This window comes from Micromonospora sp. NPDC049240, assembly GCF_040647835.1.
Taxonomy (GTDB): Bacteria; Actinomycetota; Actinomycetes; order Mycobacteriales; family Micromonosporaceae; genus Micromonospora.
In genome coordinates, this window is sequence record NZ_JBEZCX010000015.1 from 142,292 (window position 1) to 166,961 (window position 24,670).

The window sequence follows — 24,670 nt, forward strand, 5'->3', positions numbered from 1 at the left end:
CGGGCCGGCGGCCGTCACGGGAAACCGTGGCGCGCCGTCGGCGCGGCCGTCGTCGTCCTGCTCGCCATGGTGGGCTCCGGCCTGATCGGCGCGTCTGTTCGCACCGTCCCGCCGCCCACCCCGCCGCAGCCGATCGCGCAGGCCGGACCGGCCGGCACGACGGATGCCACCGACCCGCCCACCGCCTCCGACACCGATCCGGACGCCGACGGCGGCGCGCCCTGGGACGGCCCGTCGACCGCGTACGCCGATCCGGGGACGCCACCCGGTGCCGCGCCGGGGACGCCCTCCGGGGCCGCGCCGGCGACCCCGCCCGGGGCCGCGCCGGGGACGCCGTCGGGGACCGGGCCCGGGACCGCGCCGGGCACACCGCCCGGGAGCGTCCCGGTGGCCCCCGGCGCCACGCCGACCGGGCCCACGAGTGTCCCGGCCGCACTGCCCCGCTCCGCGCCCACCACCGTCGTGATCCCCCGGATCGGAGTCCGTGCCGAGGTCATGACGCTCGGCACCAACCCGGACGGAACGGTCCAGGTGCCTCCGCTGGACCAGGCGATGAAGGCGGGCTGGTACTCCCCCGGCGCCAGCCCCGGCGAGGTCGGCAACGCCGTGATCGTCGGGCACGTCGACTCCGCCAAGCTCGGCCCGGCGGTCTTCTTCAACCTGGGCGCGCTGGTGCCGGGCGACACCATCGCCGTGTCCCGGCAGGACGGCTCGACCGTCACGTTCACCGTGGAGGAGGTCCGGTCGTACCCGAAGACCGCCTTCCCGGCGGAACAGGTCTACGGCCCGTCCACCGTGCCCGGCCTGCGCGTGGTCACCTGCGGCGGGGTGTTCGACCGCACCGCCGGCAGCTACCTGAACAACATCGTGGTCTACGCCCGGATGACCCGCTGATCCACCTCAGGCACGGAAAGAGTGCCCATCCGAAGCGCGATGGGCACTCTTTCCGTGCATCAGTGACGTGGCGCGTCAGGCCGCCGCCGAGGTGCGGACCAGGGTACGGATCTGACGCAGCAGCACCGACAGGGCGGACAGGTCGGCGCGGGACTCGTCGAACTCCCCCATCGCCCGGTGCGCCCGGTGGATCGAGGTCGCGTTCGCCTGCTCCCACTCCTGCACCCGCTCCACCGGCGGCTGGCTGTCCGAGGTGGAGCTGAGCACCTCCGCGGTGAGCGCGGCCAGCGCGGCGTACAGGTCGTAGCGCAGCGCCATCCGGGCCAGCGTCTGCCAGCGGTCCTCCCGCGGCAGCAGGGAGATCTTCGACAGCAGCGCGTCCACCCGGAACCGGTCGGAGAGCACGAAGTAGACCGAGGCCACCTCGCTCACCTCCCGCCCGGTCGTCTTCGCCGTCTCGACGATGTCGAGCAGGCCGAAGCTGTACATCAGGCGGGTCGCCTGCACTGCCAGCTCACGCGGCAGCCCCTTGCCGACGAGCGTCTCGATGTGCGCCGCGATCGCCTCCCGCTCGGTGCCCCAGAACAGGTGCTCCAGGTCCGGCATGAGCTGGGCCACGCCGTCCCGCAACCGGGTGATCTCCGCCGGCACGTCGATCGGCGAGCGCCGGTTGGTGACCAGCCAGCGCACCGCGCGGTCGAGCAGCCGTCGGGTGTCCAGGTAGACGGCGGTCTGCAACTCGGGCGAGACCTTGTTGTCCAACGCCTCGACCGCGTTCCACAGCTCGCCCAGCCCGAACACCTCGCGGACCACCACGTACGCGCGCAGCACGTCCGCCGCCGAGGCGGCCGTCTCCTCGACCACCCGGAACACGAACGAGATGCCGCCCCGGTTGATCGCCTCGTTGACCAGCACCGTGGTGACGATGTCCCGGCGCAGCCGGTGCCGGCCCATCCGGTCGGCGAAGCGCTGCCGCAGCGGGGTCGGGAAGTAGTTGACCAGGACGTCGGTCGTCCACTCCTCGTCCGCCAGCCCCTCGCTGACGATCTCCCGCTCCAGCACGATCTTCACGTACGCGAGCAGCACCGCGAACTCCGGCGGGGTCAGCCCGGTCTCGGTGCGGACCGCCAGCTCCTCGTCCGACGGCAGCGCCTCCAGCGCCCGGTCCAGCGCGCCGGACCGCTCCAGCTCGTTGATCATCCGGCGGTGCACCGGGAGCAGCGAGGCGGCCTGGGTCTGGGCGTTGTTGAGCGCCCGCGCCTGGTCGTAGTTGTCCCGCAGCACCAGCTCGGCGACCTCGTCGGTCATCTGGGCCAGCAGCTCGTCCCGCTCCGGCCGGTCCAGTTCCCCGTCGGCGACCGCGGTGTTCAGCAGGATCTTGATGTTCACCTCGTGGTCGGAGCAGTCCACCCCGGCCGCGTTGTCGATGAAGTCGGTGTAGATGCGTCCACCGCCGGCGGCGTACTCGATCCGGCCCTGCTGGGTGAAGCCCAGGTTGCCGCCCTCGCCGACCACCCGGCAGCGCAGGCTCTTGCCGTCCACCCGGATGGCGTCGTTGGACTTGTCCCCGACCTCGGCGTTGGTCTGCGTCGACGCCTTCACGTAGGTGCCGATGCCGCCGTTCCAGAACAGGTCCACCGGCGCGGTGACGATCGCCTTCATCAGCTCCTGCGGGCTGAGCTGCGTGACGTCGTTGTCGAGGCCGAGCACCGCGCGGACCTGCGGCGTGAGCGGCACCGACTTCGCGGTACGCGGGAAGATGCCGCCGCCTTCCGAGATCAGCTCCGGGTCGTAGTCCTCCCAGGACGACCGGGGCAGGTCGAACAGGCGCTTGCGCTCGGCGAACGAGGTGGCCGCGTCCGGGTCCGGGTCCAGGAAGATGTGCCGGTGGTCGAACGCGGCCACCAGCCGGATGTGCTCGGAGAGCAGCATCCCGTTGCCGAACACGTCGCCGGACATGTCGCCGACGCCGACCACGGTGAAGTCCTGGGTCTGGGTGTCGTGCCCCAGCTCCCGGAAGTGCCGCTTCACCGACTCCCAGGCGCCCCGGGCGGTGATGCCCATCTTCTTGTGGTCGTAGCCGGCCGAGCCGCCGGAGGCGAACGCGTCACCGAGCCAGAAGCGGTGCGCGGTGGAGATCTCGTTGGCGATGTCGGAGAACGTCGCGGTGCCCTTGTCCGCCGCCACCACCAGGTAGGGGTCGTCGGCGTCGTGCCGGACCACGTCCTCGGGCGGCACGATCTCGCCGCTGACGATGTTGTCCGTGACGTCGAGCAGCGCGGAGATGAACTCCTTGTAGCAGACCACCGCCTCGTCCCGGTCGCCCGGCTTCTGCTTGAGCACGAAGCCGCCCTTGGCGCCCACCGGCACGATCACCGCGTTCTTCACCATCTGCGCCTTGACCAGGCCCAGCACCTCGGTGCGGAAGTCCTCGCGGCGGTCGGACCAGCGCAGGCCGCCCCGGGCCACCGGCCCGAACCGCAGGTGCACGCCCTCGAACCGAGGCGAGTAGACGAAGATCTCGAACTTCGGCCGCGGCGCCGGCAGGTCCGGGATGGCCTGCGGGTCCAGCTTGAACGCCACGTACGGCTTGGGCCGCCCGCCCACCGGCTTCTGGTAGAAGCTGGTGCGCAGCGTGGCCTGGATCAACGTCAGGAAGGCCCGCAGGATGCGGTCCTGGTCGAGGCTGGCCACCTCGTCCAGCGCCTCGCCGATCGCGTCGACCAGTTCGGCGCCGCGCTGGCGCCGCTCGTCCATCGTGATGGGGCTGGGCGCGAACCGGATCTCGAAGAGCTGCACCAGCAGCCCGGCGATGCTCGGGTACGCGATGAACGTCTGTTCCATGTACTCCTGGGAGAACACCGTGCCGGCCTGCCGCAGGTACTTCGCGTACGCGCGCAGCACGACCACCTGCCGCCAGGTGAGCCCGGTGCGCAGCACCAGCTCGTTGAAGCCGTCCACCTCGGCCTCGCCCCGCCAGGCGGCGGCGAACGCGTTCTCCACGTGCGGGCGCACCTCGGCCAGGTCCTGGTGCCGTTCCGGCAGCTCCAGCCCGAAGTCGTAGAGCCAGATCCGGCCGTCGACGCGCTCCACCTCGTACGGGTGCTCGTCGACCACCTTCACGCCGAGCGAGTGCAGCACCGGCAACACGGCGGAGAGCATCATCGGCTCGCCGTACCGGTAGACCTTGAACCGCACGTCCAGCGACTCGTCGCCGTCGTTCGCCCGGCCCGAGTAGGCCCGCGGCGCCAACTGCTTGCGGAACAGGTGCATCTCGAGCTGGCCGGGCTCCTCCAGCAGCTCCAGCTTGGCCAGGTCCTTCATCGCCTCGTACGGCGTGTGCCCGTCCTTGTAGCCCTCCGGGAACGCGTCGGCGTACCTGCTGAACAGGTGCTTGGCCTGCTCGTCGCCGAGCTTGCGCTCCAGCACCAGCCGGTAGTCGTCGTCCCAGAGCCGGGTGGCGTCGGCCAACTCCTCGGCGAGCAGGTCGGCGTCGATCTCACCGGGCGGGTGGTTCGGGTCGGTGCGGACGATGAAGTGCACCCGGGCCAGCATCGACTCGGTCACCCGGGTGGTGTAGTCGACGCCGACGCCGTTCAGCTCGCGCAGCAGGATGTCCTGCATGCGCAGCCGGTTCTGCGTGGTGAACCGGTCCCGGGGCAGGTAGATCAGGCAGGAGATGAACCGCCCGTACGCGTCCCGGCGCAGGAAGACCCGGAGCTGCCGACGGCCGGCCATCCGCAGCACGCCGATCACCGCGTGGTAGAGGTCGTCGGTCTTGATCTGGAACAGCTCGTCGCGCGGGTAGGTCTCCAGGATCTGGAGCAGGTCCTTGCCGGAGTGGCTGCGCAGGCTCAGGCCGGAGCGGTCCAGCACCTCGGCGACCTTGCGGCGGACCACCGGCAGCTCCTGCACGCTGGTCCGGTACGCGGCGGTCGAGAACAGGCCCAGGAAGCGCCGCTCCCCGACCACCTCGCCGGCCTCGTTGAAGATCTTGAAGCCGATGTAGTCGAGGTAGGCCGAGCGGTGCACGGTGGCCCGGGAGTTGGCCTTGGTGATGATGAGCAGGCGCTTCTCCAGCACCCGCTCGTGCGCCTCCGGGGTCATCGAGTTCAGCGACCGGGCCTCCGGCGAGTCGGACCGCAGGATGCCCAGCCCGGTGCCGAGGACCGCCTCCAACGCCTGCCCGCCGGCCGCCCCGTCCGCGTCGACCAGGCGGTACTCCCGGTAGCCGAGGAACGTGAAGTGGTCGTGCGCGAGCCAGCGCAGCAGCTCCACCGAGTCCGTGATGTCCTTCTCCGGCACCGGCGGGCGGCTGTCCGACGTCCGCGCGGCGGCCAGCTCGTCGGCGAGCGCCAACGCCCGCTGCCGCATCTTGGGCCAGTCCTCGACGGCCTCCCGCACGTCGGTGAGCACCCGCTGGAGCTCGCGGCGCACCGCCTCCCGTTCGGCCGGGTCACGGACCGGGTCGATCTCGATCCGCATCCAGCTCTCGACCAGGTCACCGGCGATCGCGTCGTCCGGCTCCACGTCCGCGGAGACCTCGGTGAGCCGGCCCAGCGGCTCCCGACGGACCACCACCAACGGGTGCACCAGCAGGTGCACGTCGAGGTGGCGGGAGTTCAGCAGCGCGGTGACCGAGTCGACCAGGAACGGCATGTCGTCGGTGACGATCTCGACGACGGTGTGGTGCTGCTCGGCGTCCGGCTCGTGGATGCGCAGTTTCAGCTCGCCCGGCACCCGCTGCTGGGCCAGGTCCCGGTGAGCCCGGGCCGCCTCCAGCATCTCCTCGGCGGTGAAGCCGATCAGCTCCTCGTCCGGCGCGAACCGCCAGAACCGGTCCACCAGCGTGGCCGCGTCGTGGTCGTCGCCGGCCAGCGCGACCGCCTGGGCGACCAGCCGCTCCGCGTTGGGCACCGGCTCGTCCAGCTCGGCGTCCTCCACGTCGTCGGCCAGTGCCTGCGCGGGCAGGCCCAGGTCGTAGAGGGTGTCGATGCTGGAACCGGTCAGGCCGGTCACTCCTGTGTCGAGACGGCCGAAACCGTCCCCGTCGGTCGCCGAATCGAAGCTGTCATCGTCCCGGCTGGTGTCAGCCTGGAGATCGGGTCCCGGTTTGATCGCCGGACGCCGGTCCATCGGTGCCACTCCCCTCGACCCACCGCGTTGTGGGTCACTCTGCCGCCCAGCCTAGGCCCTGCCGTTGTGCCCCTCGGTCGGCGGACCACTGGCCGGACGTCCGGATCGGGACTGTGCCCTTTCACCTGTTGCGGGTCCGTGGTCGGCCGGTCGCGGATTACCCCGGCTGGCGATGTTCATCACACTGCCACATGCCACTTCTGAACCCGCCGCGGGCGGTGGCGGGGCGGTGGGGAGCCGCGTGGCGTACTAGCGTGCAGGTCAGCTTCGCACCGGAGGACCGCTTCATGCCCCTGTCGTACCCCGTCCACCCCCGTCGCCAATCCCGCCGCCGGCCGATCGCGGCGCTGGTCGCCGCGCTGCTGGCCGCCGGCGCGGTGACCGGGTGCTCCGGCGAGGACGGGCCGGGGAGCACCGTCGACGCCTTCCTGAGCGGCTGGCGCTCGGGTGACCTGCAACCGGTCGGCTTCCTCGCGCCGACCGGCGCGCGGGTGCCGGCGGCCGAGGTGACCAAGCAGTTGAAGGCGCTCTCCGGCGACCTGGCCGCGACGCCGCCGACGCTGGAACGCACCGGCGAGGTCACGACCGCCGGCGACATCGCCACCGCCCGGGTCCGGCTGACCTGGACGCTGCCGGGCGGCGCCCGCTGGGCCTACGAGAACCCGGTGCGCCTCAAGGGCAGCGGCGACCAGTGGCAGGTGATCTGGGAGCCGGCCGTGGTGCACGAGAAGCTGACCGAGGGCGACCACCTCGCCCTGCGCCGGGAGCCCGCGGAGCGGGCCGCGGTCCTGGACGCCGCCGGCAAGCCCGTCGTGGCGCCCCGCCCGGTGGTCCGGGTCCAGGTCGCGCCCGGGGAGGTGAAGGACGTGCCCGGCCTGGTGCGCCGGCTCGACGCCGCGTTCAAGGCGGTCCGGCCCGCGCTCAGCCCGCCGGTCGACCTCAGCGACCTGCCGAAGCGGCTCAAGGAGGCCGACCGGGACGCGCTCGTCGAGGTGGTGACGCTGCGCGACGAGGCGTACCGGCAGATCAAGTCCCGCATCTACGACCTGCCCGGCACCCGGTTCCCCACCGACCAGCTCATGCTGGCCCCGACCCGGGAGTTCGCCCGGGCGCTGCTCGGCTCCGTCGACCAGGCCCAGGCCGACGATCTCCAGGCCCACCCCGACCGGTACGCCCGCGGCGACCTGGTCGGCCACGGCGGCCTCCAGGGCCGGTACGACGAGCGGCTGCGTGGCGTGCCCGGCGTCACCGTGATCACCGAGCGGCCCGCCGCCGAGGGCGCCACCGAGCCCACCGGCACCGAGGTGTTCCGCAGCGACCCGAAGCCCGGCCAGCCGGTACGGACCACGCTGGACGTGACCACCCAGAACGCCGCCGACGCCGCGCTGCGGGGTCAGACCCGCCGCTCCGCGCTGGTCGCGGTGCGGATCAGCGACGGCGCGGTGCTGGCCACCGCGAACGGCCCCGGCGCGGCCGGCGAGAACCTCGCGTTCACCGCCCAGGTGCCGCCCGGCTCCACGTTCAAGATGGTCAGCGCGTTGGGCCTGCTCGACCGCGGCGCGGTGACCCCGCAGACCACGGTGAACTGCCCGAAGACCGCCGAGGTCGACGGGCGCATCTTCAAGAACTCGGAAAACTTCGCGCTCGGCGCGGTGCCGTTCGCCACCGACTTCGCGAAGTCCTGCAACACCGCCTTCACCGCGCTGGCCCCGCAACTCGGCCCGGACGGGCTCGCCCAGGCCGGCCGCACGCTCGGGCTGGAGGCCGGGTGGGACCTGGGCGCGGACGTGTTCACCGGCAAGATCTCCGCGAACGGGGAGCGCACCGAGCAGGCCGCCGCCGCGATCGGCCAGGGCACCACGCTGGTCAGCCCGCTGGCGATGGCCGGCGCCACCGCGGCCGTGGCGCGGGGCCGCTTCGAGCAGCCCAAGCTGCTGCTCGACCCGGCGCCGGGCAAGCCCGCCCCGGCCGGGCCGGCGCTCAAACCGGAGTCGGTGGCCGCGCTGAAGACCCTGATGCGCGGCGTGGTCACCGCCGGCACCGCGACCGCCCTGGCCAAGGTGCCCGGCGAGCCGGTGCACGGCAAGACCGGCACCGCGGAGTACGACAACAACCCGGCGCACACGCACGCCTGGTTCGTGGGCTGGCAGGGCGACGTGGCCTTCGCCGTCTTCGTCGAGCAGGGCGGCTCCAGCACGGCCAGCGCGGTGCCGATCGCCGAGCGGTTCCTGCGCGGCCTGGCCCGCTGACCGGCCCCACCCGCTGACCGGGTTCGCGCGGTCCGGCGTCGCTCAGGCGGGTTCCCCGGTGGCCGGCGCCTCCCCGACCGGTCCGCCGTCCATCCCGGGCACCGCGACGCGGCGGAGCAGCCCGGGGCCGACGGCCGGCCCAGAGTCCTTCTCGCCCGGCTCCGGCAGCCACGCCGCCGTGTCGTCGTCACCGTCGTCGTCCCCGTCCGGGACGGCCGGCGGGCCGATCGGATCCGCCGCGACGGCGGGTACGAGCACCGTCGTCGCGGGGCGCGGCACCCGGCCGTCACCCGCCCGGGGTGCCGGGGCCGCCGGGCCGGCCGGCAGCAGCCGGGGCGGCACCGCGTCCGGGGCGACGACCGGGGCGAGCCCGGCCACCACCGTGTTCACGATCTCCGCCGCGTACGCCCCGTCCGGGTCGTAGTCGGGGTCGAAGACGGTCAGCTCGACGCCGAGGCAGTGCGGCGTGTCCACCAGCCCGGCGAGCAGGATCTCCAGCTCGGCGAAGGCGATGCCGCCCGGGTCGGGCGCGTCGACGGCGGGCATCACGGCCGGGTCGAGCACGTCCACGTCGATGTGCACCCAGTAGCCGGCACAGTCGACGAGCTGCTCGTGCGCCCACTGGGCGGTGCGGGCCGCGCCCTCGGCGCGCAACGCCGGCACCGGCCGGGTGGTGATGCCGGCGGCCTGCAGGTCGAGGCGGTACTCGTCCTGCGCGCGGATGCCGAGCACCACCACGTCGATGTCTCGGAAGTAGGGGCGTCGCCCCTCGATGGCGGCCAGGTCGGGCTGCCCCCGCCCGGTGACCAGGGCGAGGTCCTCCCCCGCCGCCGCGCCGACGTAGGAGGCGTTGCCGGGGTGCCGAAAGTCGGAGTGGCCGTCCACGAAGACCAGCCCGATCCGCCCGCCGACCGCCTCGCCGAGCCGGTGCATGGCCAGCGCCGAGCCGAGCAGCACCGAACAGTCCCCGCCGAGCACCAGCGGGAACTCGCCCCGGTCGATGATCGCGCCGATCCGGTCGGCCAGCGCCACCGAGTAGGTCGAGATCTCCGGCGCGTGGCAGACGCCGTCGCCGGGCCGCCAGTCGCCCGGGTCGTACCGGGGCGGGGTGAGACAGCCGGCGTCGCGGGCCCGCAGCCGGGCGAGCAGCCCGTGGTCGCGCAGCGCGCCGGGCGCCTTGCCGCAGCCGGGCACGGAGCTGACCGTCGGGGGGCGCAGTCCGAGGTTCGTCGGCGCGTCGAGGACGGCGATCCGGCGCATCATGAGCTCCCGTCCTCGATGGTCGGGCGGGCCGGCGGCGCGCCGGCCCGCGCGGGCGTGCGACGAATTCAGAACAAGGCGCTGGCCAGGGCGCGTCGGGCGGAAGCCACGGCGGGGTCGTCCGGGCCGGCGATGGTGAACAGGCCGATCAGGTGCTGGCGGACCCGGTCCCGCTCCTCACCGGCGGTGCGGCGAACCAGGCCGACCAGTCGCTGGTAGGCCTGGTCGGCCAGACCGCTGAGCACCTCGATGTCGGCGGCCAGCAGTTGGGCGTCCACGTCGTCGGGGGCCGCCGCGGCGGCGTCGAGCGCCCCCTGCGGGTCCGCCCCGGCCACCCGGCGGGCCAGCCCGACCTGCGCCAGGCCCGCCTCCGCCGCCGCGTCCGTCGGGGACTCGGCCAGGATCTTCCGGTACGCCGCCTCGGCGGCGTCCAGGTCACCGCTCATCAGCGCGTCGTCGGCGGCGTCGAGCCGCGGGTCCTCCGGCTCGGCCACCTCGACGCCGGCGGCCTTGAGCACGGCCTGGATCCACTGCCGTAGCTGCGCCTCGGGCACCACGCCCGGGAAGGCGTCGACCGGCCGCCCGCCGACGATGGCGTAGGTGGTCGGCAACGTCTGGAGTTGGAACATCTGCGCGAGCCGGGGCTGCTGCTGCACGTCGACCCGGGCCAGGAGCCACGCGCCGGCGCCCTCGGCGGCCAGCCGCTCCAGCACCGGTGCGAACTGGTCGCTCTCCGGGTACCCGGCGGCGCCGAAGAAGACCACGACCGGTGTGGCGAGCGAGCGTTCGAGCACCTCGGACTGGATGTTCGCCTCGGTCACGTCGATCACGGCGGCTGAGCCGGCGGGGCTGCCCGGCAGCCCGGCGGGCGGGCCGCCCTGGGACGGTGTGGCGGGAGAGGTGTCGGCCGGTGCGGGGGTGCGCAGCGCGCTGAGGTCGACCGCGCCGCGGGTGAAGATCGACGAGGTGATCCGTGGGTCGCTCATGGTTGTCTAGTCTCGCACGTACCGCACGGAACTCCGCTCACCCGCAACGGCGACGTTGCGACTCTCACCCCTGCTCAGAGTGCGCAAGAAGGGCCTTCCTGACAGACGCCCCGTCAGGAAGGCCCTTCCTGGTGCCTAGAAGCGGGCGGGCTCGCGGTAGACGCCCCACTCGCCGCGCAACGCGTCGCAGATCTCGCCCAGGGTGGCCTCGGCGCGGACCGCGTCCAGCATCGCCGGGATCATGTTCCCGCCGGTCCGGCTGACCTCCACCATCCGGCGTACGGCGGCGGTGACCGCGGCGTCGTCGCGGGCCGACTTGCGCTCGGCCAGCACCCGACGCTGCTCCAGCTCCACCTCGTGCGAGATGCGGAGGATCTCCAGCTCCTTGGCGACCGTGCCGGTGTGGCAGTTGACGCCGACGATCTTCTTGTCGCCCTTCTCCAGCGCCTGCTGGTAGACGAACGCCGACTCGGCGATGTGCCCGGTGAACCAGCCGTCCTCGATGCCGCGCAGGATGCCGGAGGTCATCGGCCCGATCTGGTGCGGCCCGTCGCCGCCGAGCTGCCGGATCCGGGCGAAGATCTCCTCCGCCTCGGCCTCGATCCGGTCGGTGAGCGCCTCGACGTACCAGGCGCCGCCGAGCGGGTCGGCCACGTTGGTCACGCCGGTCTCCTCCATCAGCACCTGCTGCGTCCGCAGGGCGATCTCGGCCGACTCGTCGGTGGGCAGGGCCAGCGTCTCGTCCAGCGCGTTGGTGTGCAGCGAGTTGGTGCCGCCGAGCACCGCCGCCAGCGCCTCCACCGCGGTGCGTACCACGTTGTTGACCGGCTGCTGGGCGGTCAGCGACACCCCGGCGGTCTGCGTGTGGAACCGCAGCCACATCGCCTTCTCGCTGGTCGCGCCGTACACGTCGCGCAGCCAGCGGGCCCAGATCCGGCGGGCGGCGCGGAACTTGGCGATCTCCTCGAAGAAGTCCAGGTGGGAGTCGAAGAAGAAGCTCAGCCCGGGGGCGAACACGTTGACGTCCAGCCCGCGCGACAGGCCCAGCTCGACGTAGCCGAACCCGTCGGCGAGCGTGTACGCCAGCTCCTGCGCGGCGGTCGAGCCGGCCTCGCGGATGTGGTAGCCGGAGACCGAGAGCGGCTTGTAGCGGGGGATCTCCGCCGCGCAGTACTCCATCAGGTCGCCGATCAGGCGCAGGTGCGGCTCGGGGTCGAAGAGCCACTCCTTCTGCGCGATGTACTCCTTGAAGATGTCCGTCTGGAGCGTGCCGTCCAGCGTGGACACATCGGCGCCCTGGCGCTCCGCGGCGACCAGGTACATGCAGAACACCGGCACGGCCGGCCCGGAGATGGTCATCGAGGTGGTGACGCCGGCCAGGTCGATGCCGTCGAAGAGCACCTCCATGTCGGCGGCCGAGTCGATCGCGACGCCGCAGTGGCCGACCTCGCCGAGCGACTGCGGGTCGTCCGAGTCGCGGCCCATCAGCGTCGGCATGTCGAACGCGACGGAGAGCCCGCCACCGCCCGCGCCGAGGATCATCTTGTAGCGCTCGTTGGTCTGCTCGGCGTTGCCGAAGCCGGCGAACTGCCGGATGGTCCAGGCCCGTCCGCGGTAGCCGGTCGGGTGCAACCCCCGGGTGTACGGGAACTCGCCCGGCCAGCCGATCCGCTCGAAGCCCGGGTAGGCGGTCCCCTCCGGCGGGCCGTACACCGGGTCGACCGGCAGGCCGGAGAGCGTGGTGAAGTCCGCGTCGCGCTTGCGGGCGGCGTCGTAGCGGGCCTGCCAGCGGGCCCGGCCGGCGGCGATCTCGTCAGCGTCCATGCGCGGAGCTCCTCCTCGGTCCTCGTGAAGACCGAGTGTAGAACGAATGCCTGAACGATCGCTAAGGACCGGCGTACCGGCCGGTAACCCGGGAGCAGGGCCCGTCGTGGTCGGCGCGGAGCAGACAGCGCCGGCCGCCGATCATCCGCAGGTCGCAGAAGACCCGATGGCGTACGCCCTGCTCGCCTCGGCCGACACGGTGGTCTCCCCGGGGTCGGCCGAGGTGAGCACGCCCGACCAGCGGGCGACCACCCGGGCCAGGCGCACCGCGCCGGCCAGGTCACCGGCAACCACTGGCAGGTGGATGACGAACCGGTCCGGCATCGCGCTCGCCTCTCGCGTCGGAGCACTGGAAGGGCGGATCCACCCGGCCGCCCCGCCCGGGCGAGGTGGAGCTAATCCGCCCGCCCGACGCCTGACCGAGGCGATCAGCCCCGACGCTCGTTCCGGACAGGACAGGGCACGACTGGAACGCCACGGGTGTCTGCGGCACCCTGACACACCCATGGCGTTCCACCCACCGCCCCGACAGGGCTTGACTGGAACGCCATGGGTGTTTGGCGCCCGCGGTGAACGACCGGGGAAGGCCGGCACAGGCATCTCCCGTGCCGGCTTATGCGAACCCACTCACCGGCCCCGGCGTCGCTGGGCGAGCGGGATCAGCCGAGAGACGTGCCCGGGTCCCCGATCGCGACGTCGTCCACCCGGATGTTGATCTCGTCGACGCGCAGCCCGTACGCCTCGACCGCGGACGTGACCGCGGCCCGCACACCGTCGGTGACCTGCGGCACCGGGTGACCGCCGTCGATCACGATGACCAGGTTGACCACGGCCGCGCCGTCGGTGACATGGGCCGAGCAGCCGCGCCGGGCGTCGCCGACCTGGTCCAGGCCGACCCGGTCCAGCACGGCGTTGAAGAACCGGGCCACGTCGCCGCCCAACTCGGCCACGCCGGGCACGGACTTCGCGGCGGCCACCGCGATCTTCTCGACCACCTCGTCGGCGACGTGCGTCGTCCCGCCCGCCGTTGCGGCCGGCGTGATCGACAGCTCCTGCGTAGCCTCGTGCTCCACGCTTTCCCCCACCCTCGCTCCAACCGACCCCGGGAGCGTACAAGCCACACCGCCCCGGCCACGCCCCCGCCCGACACCACCGTCGATCATGGACTTTGTGCCCGGCGAATGCCCCTTGTGTCGCCTTTGCCGGGGCAGTAACCGCAAGATCGACGGGTCAGGTGGCGAGTTGAGTGAGGAGGTCGGCGGCGGCTGCGTAGGGGTCCAGGGCGCCCTGGGCGACCTTTGCGGCGAGCGCAGGGAGCTGCGTACCGTCGTGCAGTGAGCCGATCCGGGCGCGGAGCGCGCCCAGCGCGATCGCCTCGATCTCGGCGGCGGCCCGCGCCTCCCGGCGACGGCGCAGCTCGTCGTGGCGCTCCAGCCAGTCGCGGTGCTTGTCGATCGCGGCGGCGATGTCGTCGATGCCCTCCGCGCGGGCCGCGATCGCGCGCACCACCTGCGGACGCCACTCCCCCGGCCCACGCTCGCCGAGCGCGATCATGCCCTGGATGTCGCGGACCGTGGCGTCCGCGCCGTCCCGGTCGGCCTTGTTCACCACGAACACGTCGGCGATCTCCAGGATGCCGGCCTTGACCGCCTGGATCGCGTCACCCATGCCCGGCGCGAGCAGCACCAGCGTGGTGTCGGCCAGCGAGGCCACCTCCACCTCGGCCTGCCCCACCCCGACGGTCTCCACCAGCACCACGTCGCAGCCGGCGCCCTCCAGCACGCGCACCGCCTGGGGGGTCGCGGCGGAGAGCCCGCCGAGATGGCCCCGGCTGGACATGGAACGGATGTAGACGCCGGGATCGGTGGCGTGGTCCTGCATCCGGACCCGGTCGCCGAGGATCGCCCCGCCGGTGAACGGGCTGGACGGGTCGATGGCCAGCACGCCGACCCGGTGACCGCGCGCCCGCAGCGCGCGTACCAGCTCGTTCGTGGTGGTCGACTTGCCCACGCCCGGCGAACCGGTCAGCCCGACCACCTGGGCGTGCCCGGCGAACGGCGCGAGGGCGGCCGCGACCTGCGGCAGCACCTCGTCGCCGGACTCGACCAGGGTGATCAGCCGGGCCACCGCGCGGGCGTCACCCGCGCGGGCCCGCTCGACCAGCAGGGGTACGTCGCGGCTGCGGCGCACCGGAGGGGTGGCCGGGTTGGTCACGTCACTCACGCGTGCGACTCGCCGCCCGTCGGCACGTGGATGATCAGCGCGTCGCCCTGGCCGCCACCGCCGCAGAGCGCCGCCGCGCCGGTGCCGCCACCGCGCCGCTTCAGCTCCAGCGCCAGCGTGAGCACCAGCCGGGCGCCGGACATGCCGATCGGGTGGCCCAGCGCGATCGCGCCGCCGTTGACGTTGACCTTGTCCGCGCTGATCCCGAGGTCACGGGTGGACTGGATGCCGACCGCGGCGAACGCCTCGTTGATCTCGATGAGGTCGAGGTCGTCCAGGCTCAGGCCGCCCTTGCGCAGCGCGTGGTTGATGGCGTTGGACGGCTGCGAGTGCAGGGAGTTGTCCGGCCCGGCCACGTTGCCGTGCGCACCGATCTCGGCCAGCCAGGTGAGGCCCAGTTCGGTGGCCTTGGCCTTGCTCATCACGACCACCGCGGCGGCGCCGTCGGAGATCGGCGAGGAACTGCCGGCGGTGATGGTGCCGTCCTTGGCGAAGGCGGGACGCAGCCGGCCCAGCGACTCGGCGGTCGTGTCCGGCCGGATGCCCTCGTCCTCGCTGACCACCAGCGGGTCGCCCTTGCGCTGCGGAATGATCACCGGGGTGATCTCCTCGGCGAAGTGGCCGTTCTTCTGGGCGGCGGCGGCGCGCTGGTGGCTGGCGGCGGCGAAGGCATCCTGCTCCGCGCGGGTGATGCCGTGCTTCGCGCCGTGCCGCTCGGTGGACTCCCCCATCGAGCAGCAGTCCCAGGCGTCGGTGAGACCGTCGAGCGCCATGTGGTCCTTGACCGTGACGTCGCCGTACTTGTAGCCGGAGCGCTGCCCGAGCAGCAGGTGCGGGGCGTTGGTCATCGACTCCATGCCACCGGCCACCACGATGTCGAACTCGCCGGCCCGGATGAGCTGGTCGGCCAGCGCGATGGCGTCCAGCCCGGAGAGGCACACCTTGTTGATGGTCAGCGCCGGGGTGGACATCGGGATGCCGGCCTCGACGGCGGCCTGGCGGGCCGGGATCTGCCCGGCGCCGGCCTGGAGCACCTGCCCCATGATCACGTACTGCACCTGGTCCGGTGCCACGCCGGCGCGCTCCAGCGCCGCCTTGATCGCGATGCCACCGAGTTTGGTCGCGGGGAGGTCCTTGAGGTTGCCCAGCAGGCGCCCCATCGGGGTTCGCGCGCCGCTGACGATCACCGAAGCCATTGCCTGCCTCCGAGGGGTGCCGACCTGTACGCCTTAACGATTGTTCGGTCAGACTAGCGCCATGGCTGAGAACTCCCCCGTCGAGCCCGCTGCCGAGTTTGTCACAGACATCGGTCTGCGCCGCATCGACCACGTCGGGATCGCGGTCGCGGACCTGGACGCCGCGATCGACTTCTACCAGCGCACCTTCGGGATGCGCTGCGTGCACACCGAGACGAACGACGAGCAGGGCGTACGCGAGGCGATGCTGGCGGTCGGGCCGGACGCCTCCGGCGGCATGGTGCAACTGCTCGCCCCGCTCTCGCCGGACACCACCATCGGCAAGTTCCTGGACAAGCGCGGGCCGGGTATCCAGCAGGTCGCGTACACGGTGGCGGACATCGACGTGGCCTGCGCGGCGCTGCGCGAGCGCGGCGTCCGGCTGCTGTACGAGGCGCCCCGGCGCGGCACGTCGGACTCCCGGGTGAACTTCGTGCACCCGAAGGACGCCGGCGGCGTGCTGATCGAGCTGGTCCAACCCGCCTGAGGCGCAAGGAAGGGCCCCTTGTTAACAGACGTCTGTTAACGAGGGGCCCTTCCTAACCAGTGGGAACACGCGCGGCCATGCGCGGTTGCGCGTTCCCACGGACATCTCCACGCATCGGCCGATGCAGTTTTTCACACAGCCCTTCCGACCCAAGCTACCGTTCAGTAACGTCCCGGCCCACAGGAGCGCGACCGGTGCCGGATGTGTCGATTGCCGACATGGCGGTCCCGTCGCACCGGCGCCGACGATGGCAGCACCCCTGCCCCGGTGCGGGTGCTGACGAACGGGAGGTCACCGTGCAGGACATCCTTGAAGCGATCATGGCGACGGAGGGCTCGGCGCGGCCGGAACGGGACCTCGCCGGCCTGGCCGGCCTGCCGGTGCCGGAGAGCTACCGGGGCGTGGTGGTGCGGGCCGAGGACACCCGGATGTTCGAGGGCATGGCCACCCGGGACAAGGACCCGCGCAAGGCGCTGCACGTCCAGGAGGTGCCCACCCCCGAGCTGGGGCCGGGCGAGGCGCTGGTCGCGGTCATGGCCAGCGCGATCAACTACAACACGGTGTGGACCAGCATCTTCGAGCCGCTGCCCACGTTCAAGTTCCTCCAGCGGTACGGCCGGCTCTCCGAGCTGACCCGCCGCCACGACCTGCCGTACCACGTGGTCGGCTCGGACGCGGCCGGCGTGGTGCTGCGGACCGGCCCCGGCGTGACCCGGTGGAAGACCGGTGACGAGGTGGTCGCGCACTGCCTGTCGGTCGAGCTGGAGGACGCCGCCGGCCACGACGACACCATGCTCGACCCGCAGCAGCGGATCTGGGGCTTCGAGACCAACTTCGGCGGCCTGGCCGAGCTGTGCGTGGTCAAGGCCAACCAGCTCATGCCGAAGCCGCGCCACCTGAGCTGGGAGGAGGCGGCCAGCCCCGGGCTGGTCAACTCCACCGCGTACCGGCAGCTCGTCTCGCACCACGGCGCGAACATGAAGCAGGGCGACGTGGTGCTGATCTGGGGCGCCTCCGGCGGCCTGGGCGGCTACGCGACCCAGATGGCGCTGGGCGGCGGCGCGATCCCGGTCTGCGTGGTCTCCTCGCCGGAGAAGGCCGAGCTGTGCCGGCGGATGGGCGCCGAGCTGGTCATCGACCGCACCGCCGAGGGCTTCCGGTTCTGGTCCGACGAGCACACGCAGGACCAGGACGAGTGGCGGCGCTTCGGCGAGCGGATCCGCGAGCTGACCGGCGGTGAGGACCCGGACATCGTCTTCGAGCACCCGGGCCGGGAGACGTTCGGCGCCAGCGTCTACGTCGCCAAGAAGGGCGGCACGATCGTCACCTGCGCCTCCACCAGCGGGTTCCTGCACCAGTACGACAACCGCTACCTGTGGATGCACCTCAAGCGCATCGTCGGCAGCCACTTCGCCAACTACCACGAGGCGTGGCAGGCCAACCGGCTCGTCGCGCTCGGCAAGGTGCATCCGACGGTGTCGAGGACGTACCCGCTGGAGCAGACCGGTCAGGCCGCGTACGAGGTGCACCGCAACGCGCACCAGGGCAAGGTCGGCGTGCGCTGCCTGGCGCCCACCGACGGGCTCGGCGTCCGGGACACCGAGCTGCGCTCCCGGCACGAAAGCGCGATCAACCGGTTCCGCGGGCACTGACCGTACGGCGTCGACGGATTGCCTTTCCGGCGGAGCGGGACGCCATTCGACTGTCGCCCGGACAGTCATGAAGACAGTCATCAACACAAAGGGCCGCGGGCACCCGTCCGCGGCCCTTTCCCGCCGACCGTCCGGCGCCACCGTCCGGCCCGGGACCTGCCAAGATCGCCGATTGCTCCGGTCCCCCGGCCGGCAGAAGTTGACCATGTAAAGAGGACGCGAAAGCTGCCGACCACTCTTGCGAACCACCCTGGGGGGTCTGCGAGTATGTCCCAATGCCCCAGCAGCAGTCCTCCCCTCTTGCGTTCTTCGATAACGCGAACTCACAGCCCGATTTCACTGTTGGCCTGCGCGGATACAACACCAACCAGGTCGACGACTTCATCGGCCGGCTGAGCGCCGCACTGAGCCAGTCCGAGCAGGCCCGCGCCGAGGCCGAGCAGCGGATGAACGACGCCCAGCGCCGGCTCCGGCAGGCCGAGCAGCGCCAGGGCGCGCTCGAGCAGAAGCTCACCGAGACCAACAAGCAGCTCGAGGAGAACAGCCGGCCGACCCTCTCCGGCCTGGGCACCCGCGTCGAGCAGATCCTGCGGCTGGCCGAGGAGCAGGCCAACGACCACCGCAACGAGGCCAAGCGCGAGTCGGAGGGCATCCTCTCCGCCGCCCGCCTGGAGGCGCGCGAGATCACCGACAAGGCCCGCGCCGAGGCCGCCGCCATGAAGGCCACCGCCGAGCGGGAGGCCGGCACCGTCCGCACCGCCGCCGAGCGGGAGGCCGCCGAGGTCCGCGTGCAGGCCCGCCGGGAGGCGGACACGCTGCGCTCCGACGCCGACCGGGAGACCAAGCAGCTGCGTACGGTCACCGCGCACGAGGTGGCCGAGCTGAAGTCGACGGTCGAGCGGGAGGTCGCCACGCTGCGCGCCACCGCCGAGCGGGAGATCACCCAGCAGCGGGCCAAGGCCGCCCGGGAGGCCGAGGAGAAGCGGGCCGAGGCGACCAAGCTGCTCACCGACGCGCGCGACAAGCGCGACAAGGACCTCCAGGCCCTGGAGCTCCAGCTCGCCGAGCGGCGCGAGAAGTCCGAGCGCGAGGAGTCGGCGCGGCACGCCGCCCAGGTCACGCAGACCCAGAAGATGGTCAACGAGGCCGAGCAGCGGGCCCGGGCCGCCCAGGAGCGGGCCAAGGAGATCGAGCAGCGGGCCGAGTCGCGCCGGGTCGAGTCCGAGCGCACCGCCAACGACACGGTCGACAAGGCCAAGGCGCTGGCCGACAAGACGCTCAACGAGGCGCGGGCCGAGGCGCAGCGGGTGCTCAACGAGGCCCGCACCGAGGCGGAGCTGACCACGCAGGCGGCCCGCCGGGAGGTCGAGGACCTGACCCGCCAGAAGGACGCGGTCACCTCCCAGCTCGGGCAGATGCTCTCCGGCCTGGCCGGCATCGTGCCGGGTGTGCCGGCGGGCGGCAACAAGGCAGCCGAGACGCCGAAGGCCGACACCTCCGGGCAGAAGGTCACGGCCGAGACGGCCGGCTGAGCCACCACCCGCTGACGGGGCATGCGCCACGGCGCGGGGTGACACCGGGTGACCGGTGCCCCCCGCGCCGTCATGCTTTCCCCGGCCCGTTTCGCCACGAGGGTGAAGTAGGTCCCAGAAGGGGCGTCCGTATCGCCCCCGCGGAGGCGGAGGCGTGTGAGGATGGGGGCATGTCGCACGGCGAGGAACTGTTCGCGCTCGGCGGGGACGTGACCACGGAGCCCAGCTTCGAGTCCGCGCTGCGGGGATACGAGAAACGACAGGTCGACCGCTACGTCGCCCGCGCGGAACACGAGATCGCGGCGCTGACCACCGAGCGGGAACAGGCGTACACCCAGATCCACAAGCTCGCCGGCCAGGTCGAGGTGCTCCAGCGCGACCTCGCCCAGGTGCGCAAGCAGGTCGGTGTGGTGGACCGCGCCTCGTTCCGGCACCTCGGTCCCCGGGTCGAGCAGATCCTCACCATGGCCGAGGAGCAGGCCGACGACATCCTCGCCGCCGCCAACGAGGAGATCGAGGCCCGTCGGGCCGCCGCCGAGCACATCGTCGAGGAGGCCCGGGAGCAGGCCGCGCAGGCGCTCAACGACTTCGAGATCGCGCTCGCCGCCCGCCGCGCCGAGGAGGAGCGGCACACCGCGACCCGCAAGGCCGAGGCGGAGGCGACGCTGAAGGCCGCCAGGGACGAGTCCGCCAAGCTGCGTACGGCCGCCCAGGACGAGGCCGAGAAGCTGCGCCGGACCGCCCAGGACGCGCTGGCCAAGGCGCAGCAGGAGGCCACCCAGCTACGGGACACCGCCAAGGAGATCCACGCCCGGGCCCAGCAGGAGGCGGCCCGGCTGCGCGAGGCCGCCAAGGAGGTGCTGGCCAAGGCGCAGCAGGAGGCCAGCCAGCTCCGCGAGGCGGCCAAGGAGGTGCACGCCAAGGGCCAGCAGGAGGCCAAGCGGCTCACCGACGCCGCCGCCGAGGCGGGCCGGGCCACCCACGCCAAGGCGCTCGCCGAGGCCAAGAAGATCGTCGACGACGCGGAGGAGGCCGCCAAGGCCACCCGCGGCCGGGCCCGCACCGAGGCCAGTCGGCTCACCACCGAGGCCACCGAGGCCGGTAAGCGCAACCGCGCCGAGGTCGAGGCGTACGTGCAGCGGATGCGCACCGAGACCGAGGCGTACGTGCAGCAGTCCCGCGCGCAGACCCAGCAGGAGCTGGGCGCGTGGCGGGCCGGGGTGGAGAAGGAGGTCGCCGGCCAGCGCGAGAAGGCGGAGAAGGAGCTGGCCCAGCGCCGCGCCGCCGCCGAGCAGGAGTTCGCCAAGCGCCGCGACGAGCTCGACAAGCAGCACACCAGCCGGCACGAGGAGCTGGAGCAGGCGTACGCTGCCCGGCGCGACGAGATCGAGCGCAACGCCGCGAGCATCCGGCAGGCCGCCGAGTCCGACGCGCTCACCATGCGGCAGCAGGCCGAGCTGGAGGCCGCCGAGCTGCTGCGCCGGGCCGAGGCGGACGCCACCGAGCAGCGCCGCCGGGCCGACGAGCACGTGGCGGCCTCGCGTCGCCAGTTCGAGGAGTACGCGGCCACCACCCAGCAGCACCTGGCCACCACCCAGCAGCACCTCGCCGCCACCCAGCAGGAGGTGGCCGCCGGCCGGCAGCAGCTCGCCCACGTGATGCTGGAGATCGCCACGGCGCAGCAGGAGCTGGCCGACCTGCGCACCGGGACGTGGAAGTCCCGGCAGGAGTCCGACGACCTGGAGCGCCGGCTCACCGAGCTGCGTCGGGACGCCGACTCGGCCGGCATCTCGGCCACCCCGGTCGACCCGGCGGAGCTGGCCACCGCCGCCACCGGCGGCCGGCCGGCGGGGGACGGCGTGCCCGTGGGTGGCGGCGCCCCGGGGGGCCGTGGCCCGGCGAAGGGCACCGCCGCGGTCTCGGCCAACGGCGCCGGGCCGGAGCAGGGCGGGAACCGGTCGGCCGGCGAGCCGGCGGAGGCCGGGCCGGCGAAGCCGATCGCCGAGCCGGTGACCACGATGGACTCGGCCGTCGGCACGGGTGTCGACGGGGAGCCCACCGTGGCCGCCGTGCCGGGCGAGGGTGGCCGGGGCGCCACCCCGACGAAGATCACCAGCACCGGCGAGAACGGCAAGCGCCCGACCAAGCCCACCACCGACGAGCGCAGCGCCAAGCCCAGCGCGGTCACCGTCGACAAGGACTGACCCGCCTCGGGAGTGATCAAGGAGTTCGCGTCACAGTCGATCTCCGCGATGACGCAAACCCCTTGCTCACCCATCCCCGTCCACGCGGGGGAGAGCCGGCCGGCCGGGTGAGCGCTACTCGGCGCGCCGCTGGGCCGGGCCGGGGACCGGGGTGTCGGCGAACGCGGCGACCGTCCGGTCCGCGTACGCGCTGACGTCGCCGGTCTCCATCGGGCCGTCCCAGCTCGTCGGCAGCGGCACCGGCACGCCCGGGGCGACGCGCCGGACGATCTCGTCGAGCGCCTTCTCCGCGTCGCCGACCCAGAGGTGCTTGGCGCCGTCCACGCCGACCACCTCGGCCTGCGGCACGGCGGCGAACCGCTGCCGGGCCTCGTCCGGGCGCAGGTAGTCGTCGAACTCCGGCACCAGGGCGGTCAGCGGCCGGCCCGAGTCGGCCCAGACCGCGAGATCCTCCGGGGCGGAGAAGCGCAACGGCGGGGAGAGCAGGATCGCGCCGGCGACAGCCGGGTCGCAGCCGTACTTCAGCGCCAGGTCGGTGCCGAACGACCAGCCGACCAGCCAGATGTTCGGCAGCTCGTGGAACTCGGCGTACTCGATCGCGGCGGCCACGTCGAACCGCTCGCTGACGGCGTTGTCGAACGCCCCCTCGCTGGTGCCGCGGACGCTGCTGGTGCCCCGGGTGTTGAACCGGAGCACGGCCAGGTCGGCCAGCGCGGGCAGCCGCCAGGCGGCCTTGCGCAACACGTGGCTGTCCATCATCCCGCCGTGGGTGGGCAGCGGGTGCAGGCACACCAGCGTGCCGACCGGCTCGCGCTCCACCGGCCGGGCCAGCTCGCCGACGAGTGTCAGCCCGTCGGCGGTGTGCAGCTCGATGTCCTCCCGGCGGCCGGGCAGGATCGACGACGCGCGAATCGGAGTGCTCACCGTGCCAGTGTCCCGCGCCGCCGGCCCCGCCGCCCGCCGGGGCGGGAACCGGGTGATCCAGATCGCTCAGCCGTGCCGGGGGGCGCCCCGGCCGCGCTGGAGGTTGGGGGCGCGCCGGTCCCGGGCCCGCCAACAGCCGCTGTGCCAGTGCCGGCGGTCGGTCAGGTCACCCCGGTCGTCGGCCGGCCAGGCCACCAGGTGCGCCACGCCCGGACGGATCTCCTGGTCACACCCGGGACAACGGTACGTCTTGGCGGAGGCGCCGCCGCTGATCCCACGCACCTGCCAGTCGCCGTCGCGCCACTGCTGCACGGTCGACACGCCGTGGCGGGCTCGTTCGGCGTCCAGACCGGTGGTCTCGTCCCGGCGGGGCCGATTGCGACGGGGGCTCACGGTCACCAAGCGTACGGCCCGCATCCGGGCGATCCTGGTACGGCCCCGCGCTTCCGGGGCGGCTCCCGTACCAGGATCTCGCACGGTCAGGGCCACGTCGTCAGGTCGGACGGATCCTTCGCCAGTCGCGCGTCGGCAAGCAGCATCCCCGCCTCCGCCTCGGTGAATCCGGGCACCGCCGTGCCGACGGTGGCCCTCAGCTCCACCTTCGGGACGCCGACCAGGTCGAGCGTCCATCCACCAGGCACCACGTACGCCGGCCGGCCGGCGTACGACCGGTTGGCCTTGGTGCTGGTGCCGGCGCCCACCGCGTAGCGATACCAGACGGTCATCGTCGCGCCGTTCCGCATCACCGAGAACTGGGCGGTGACCAACTTCGGGTACGAGGAGACGTCGGCGCGGCACGAGTCGACAATCGATCCCTCCGGAAGCGCGTCGATCCGTACCGGCGCGGCGCACCGGCGCGCCTCGTCCCACCGGAGGGCGTTCACCGCTCGGGCCAGCACCGAGAGGTCACCGCTGCTGGTGGCCGCGCGGGCGAAGACTCCCGGTGCGGGCTGCCAGGACTGGATCCAGGCGACGGGCGTGCGACCGTCCGTGCCGACCCTGGACCAGCGCCCACCGTCGAACCTGAGCCGTTCCCGGCTCACCTTCGCCGAGAACCCGTCGATCTCGCGGACATCGAGTTCCTGCCGGGAACGCGCCACCTGCACCGTGACCGGCGGCCCGTGCCCGGTGTCCACCTGGATCGACTCGACCTGGCCGAGGACCTCCCAGTTCAGGTAACGGACCTGGGTCGGGTCGACGCCGAAGTGCAGCACCCGCGGATCGGCGCCGACCCGGGCCGGGTCGGTGGCCGCCCCCGGTACCCCGTCGGCCGTCGGCGGCACCGGGGGCGGGGGCGTCGCCGGGGTGGCGGCGGTCCAGGGCAGGCGCCCCGCCAACCCGCCCACGTCCGCCCGCTCCACCCCGACGAGGCCGAGCACGCCGACCAGGGCAAGCGCGGCGCCGGCGGCGGCCCGGCGGCGCGCCTGCCGACGCCGGCCGAGCGTGCGGGAACCGCGCAGCAGGCGGCCGGTGTCGGTCTCCCCTTCGGCGTGCTCCCGCAGCACTGAGGCGATCCGCTGGTCGAGGTCGGTCACGGCCGGCTCCCCTTGGTCGTCGGGACGCCGCAGCGCTCCCGGAGGTGGGCGAGCGCCCGCATCGCGTGGGTGCGGACGGTGACCGGGGAGCAGTCGAGGATCTGGGCGATCGTCGCGTCGTCCAGGTCCTCGTAGTAGCGCAGCACGAGCACGGCGCGCTGGCGGTCGGGCAGGGCACGGATCAGCCGCCACATCTCGTCCCGGTCGGCCGCCTCGCCGTCGAGGTCGCCCCGCTCGGGCCGCTCGGCGAACGTGTCCATCGCCAGCTCGCGGTTGGACCGCCGCCGCCACCAGGAGTGGTTGGCGTTGACCAGCATCCGGCGCACGTACACGTCGGGCCGGTCGGCGCGGGCGATCCGCCGCCAGTGCACGTACGCGCGGGCCAGCACGTCCTGGGTCAGGTCCTCGGCGCGGTGCGCGTCGCCGGTCAGCAGCCGGGCCAGGCGTAACAGGGCCGGGCCCCGGCTGCCGACGTACTCCTCGAAGGTCACACCCTCATGACGCCGTCACCGGCGCAGGCCGTTGACCG

The 24,670-nt window shown here is 73.0% G+C and carries 17 protein-coding genes and 1 pseudogene; 6 read left to right on the forward strand and 12 right to left on the reverse strand.

What is annotated here, in order from left to right; genetic code table 11:
- The first annotated feature begins 66 nt into the window (after nt 1-66).
- A complete protein-coding gene (locus tag AB0B02_RS23285; protein ID WP_357303489.1) occupies nt 67-894 on the forward strand; it encodes a class F sortase in 828 nt (275 codons plus the stop codon).
- 75 nt (nt 895-969) lie between these two features.
- Here the strand turns inward: AB0B02_RS23285 and AB0B02_RS23290 are convergent, their stop codons facing one another.
- Nucleotides 970-6,030 (reverse strand): NAD-glutamate dehydrogenase, encoded by a 5,061-nt coding sequence (locus tag AB0B02_RS23290; protein WP_357303398.1) that lies wholly within the window; start codon nt 6,028-6,030, stop codon nt 970-972.
- 287 nt (nt 6,031-6,317) lie between these two features.
- On the opposite strand from AB0B02_RS23290, the gene AB0B02_RS23295 reads away from it, so the two are divergent.
- Nucleotides 6,318-8,279: a penicillin-binding transpeptidase domain-containing protein gene (locus AB0B02_RS23295; RefSeq protein ID WP_357303401.1), complete on the forward strand. Its 1,962-nt coding sequence runs from the start codon at nt 6,318-6,320 to the stop codon at nt 8,277-8,279.
- 42 nt (nt 8,280-8,321) lie between these two features.
- Here AB0B02_RS23295 and AB0B02_RS23300 read toward each other — a convergent pair whose 3' ends face one another.
- The 7 genes and pseudogenes from AB0B02_RS23300 to AB0B02_RS23330 form a co-directional block, all read right to left on the reverse strand.
- Nucleotides 8,322-9,542 (reverse strand): arginase family protein, encoded by a 1,221-nt coding sequence (locus tag AB0B02_RS23300; RefSeq protein WP_308447826.1) that lies wholly within the window; start codon nt 9,540-9,542, stop codon nt 8,322-8,324.
- A 65-nt stretch (nt 9,543-9,607) separates the two neighbouring features.
- Complete coding sequence (locus AB0B02_RS23305; protein WP_281937534.1) at nt 9,608-10,525, reverse strand: tetratricopeptide repeat protein; 918 nt, start codon at nt 10,523-10,525, stop codon at nt 9,608-9,610.
- 135 nt (nt 10,526-10,660) lie between these two features.
- Complete coding sequence (locus AB0B02_RS23310; RefSeq protein ID WP_357303405.1) at nt 10,661-12,349, reverse strand: methylmalonyl-CoA mutase family protein; 1,689 nt, start codon at nt 12,347-12,349, stop codon at nt 10,661-10,663.
- Nucleotides 12,350-12,410: 61 nt separating this feature from the next.
- Nucleotides 12,411-12,673 (reverse strand): annotated as a pseudogene (locus AB0B02_RS23315) (hypothetical protein).
- A 335-nt stretch (nt 12,674-13,008) separates the two neighbouring features.
- Nucleotides 13,009-13,422 (reverse strand): Asp23/Gls24 family envelope stress response protein, encoded by a 414-nt coding sequence (locus tag AB0B02_RS23320; protein ID WP_281937539.1) that lies wholly within the window; start codon nt 13,420-13,422, stop codon nt 13,009-13,011.
- Nucleotides 13,423-13,579: 157 nt separating this feature from the next.
- Nucleotides 13,580-14,572, reverse strand: a complete 993-nt coding sequence (meaB, locus tag AB0B02_RS23325; RefSeq protein ID WP_357303409.1) for a methylmalonyl Co-A mutase-associated GTPase MeaB — start codon at nt 14,570-14,572, stop codon at nt 13,580-13,582.
- Nucleotides 14,569-15,768, reverse strand: coding sequence for an acetyl-CoA C-acetyltransferase (locus AB0B02_RS23330; RefSeq protein WP_357303412.1), 1,200 nt, complete (start codon nt 15,766-15,768; stop codon nt 14,569-14,571). The genes meaB and AB0B02_RS23330 overlap by 4 nt, the downstream gene beginning before the upstream one ends.
- Before the next feature lie 61 nt (nt 15,769-15,829).
- Between AB0B02_RS23330 and mce the strand changes: the two genes are divergently transcribed.
- The 4 genes from mce (at nt 15,830) to AB0B02_RS23350 (ending at nt 21,682) form a co-directional block, all read left to right on the forward strand.
- The gene (gene mce, locus AB0B02_RS23335) at nt 15,830-16,294 is read left to right on the forward strand and encodes a methylmalonyl-CoA epimerase (protein ID WP_107157028.1); all 465 of its coding nucleotides are present in this window, start codon (nt 15,830-15,832) and stop codon (nt 16,292-16,294) included.
- 296 nt (nt 16,295-16,590) lie between these two features.
- Nucleotides 16,591-17,946 carry a crotonyl-CoA carboxylase/reductase gene (gene ccrA, locus AB0B02_RS23340; RefSeq protein ID WP_357303415.1) on the forward strand — a complete coding sequence of 452 codons (1,356 nt, stop codon included), beginning with the start codon at nt 16,591-16,593 and terminating at the stop codon, nt 17,944-17,946.
- 275 nt (nt 17,947-18,221) lie between these two features.
- Complete coding sequence (locus AB0B02_RS23345; RefSeq protein ID WP_357303418.1) at nt 18,222-19,478, forward strand: DivIVA domain-containing protein; 1,257 nt, start codon at nt 18,222-18,224, stop codon at nt 19,476-19,478.
- A gap of 170 nt (nt 19,479-19,648) precedes the next feature.
- The gene (locus tag AB0B02_RS23350; protein WP_281937548.1) at nt 19,649-21,682 is read left to right on the forward strand and encodes a hypothetical protein; all 2,034 of its coding nucleotides are present in this window, start codon (nt 19,649-19,651) and stop codon (nt 21,680-21,682) included.
- A 114-nt stretch (nt 21,683-21,796) separates the two neighbouring features.
- Here AB0B02_RS23350 and AB0B02_RS23355 read toward each other — a convergent pair whose 3' ends face one another.
- The 4 genes from AB0B02_RS23355 to AB0B02_RS23370 form a co-directional block, all read right to left on the reverse strand.
- Complete coding sequence (locus AB0B02_RS23355) at nt 21,797-22,606, reverse strand: alpha/beta hydrolase (protein ID WP_281937550.1); 810 nt, start codon at nt 22,604-22,606, stop codon at nt 21,797-21,799.
- Between the two features lie 66 nt (nt 22,607-22,672).
- Nucleotides 22,673-23,005: a hypothetical protein gene (locus AB0B02_RS23360; RefSeq protein ID WP_281938573.1), complete on the reverse strand. Its 333-nt coding sequence runs from the start codon at nt 23,003-23,005 to the stop codon at nt 22,673-22,675.
- A gap of 80 nt (nt 23,006-23,085) precedes the next feature.
- Nucleotides 23,086-24,141 (reverse strand): hypothetical protein, encoded by a 1,056-nt coding sequence (locus tag AB0B02_RS23365; protein WP_357303422.1) that lies wholly within the window; start codon nt 24,139-24,141, stop codon nt 23,086-23,088.
- Nucleotides 24,138-24,632, reverse strand: coding sequence for a SigE family RNA polymerase sigma factor (locus AB0B02_RS23370; protein WP_281937554.1), 495 nt, complete (start codon nt 24,630-24,632; stop codon nt 24,138-24,140). Before AB0B02_RS23370 ends, AB0B02_RS23365 begins: the two co-directional genes overlap by 4 nt.
- Between the last annotated feature and the right edge of the window lie 38 nt (nt 24,633-24,670).

What these genes read in the sequence shown, in the direction of transcription:
- AB0B02_RS23285 (WP_357303489.1), top strand. Translation starts at nt 67, where the DNA reads ATGGTGGGCTCCGGCCTGATCGGCGCGTCTGTTCGCACCGTCCCGCCG.
- AB0B02_RS23330 (WP_357303412.1), bottom strand. Translation starts at nt 15,768, where the DNA reads ATGGCTTCGGTGATCGTCAGCGGCGCGCGAACCCCGATGGGGCGCCTG.
- AB0B02_RS23290 (WP_357303398.1), bottom strand. Translation starts at nt 6,030, where the DNA reads ATGGACCGGCGTCCGGCGATCAAACCGGGACCCGATCTCCAGGCTGAC.
- mce (WP_107157028.1), top strand. Translation starts at nt 15,830, where the DNA reads ATGGCTGAGAACTCCCCCGTCGAGCCCGCTGCCGAGTTTGTCACAGAC.
- AB0B02_RS23300 (WP_308447826.1), bottom strand. Translation starts at nt 9,542, where the DNA reads ATGATGCGCCGGATCGCCGTCCTCGACGCGCCGACGAACCTCGGACTG.
- AB0B02_RS23295 (WP_357303401.1), top strand. Translation starts at nt 6,318, where the DNA reads ATGCCCCTGTCGTACCCCGTCCACCCCCGTCGCCAATCCCGCCGCCGG.
- AB0B02_RS23305 (WP_281937534.1), bottom strand. Translation starts at nt 10,525, where the DNA reads ATGAGCGACCCACGGATCACCTCGTCGATCTTCACCCGCGGCGCGGTC.
- AB0B02_RS23345 (WP_357303418.1), top strand. Translation starts at nt 18,222, where the DNA reads ATGCCCCAGCAGCAGTCCTCCCCTCTTGCGTTCTTCGATAACGCGAAC.
- AB0B02_RS23310 (WP_357303405.1), bottom strand. Translation starts at nt 12,349, where the DNA reads ATGGACGCTGACGAGATCGCCGCCGGCCGGGCCCGCTGGCAGGCCCGC.
- AB0B02_RS23350 (WP_281937548.1), top strand. Translation starts at nt 19,649, where the DNA reads ATGTCGCACGGCGAGGAACTGTTCGCGCTCGGCGGGGACGTGACCACG.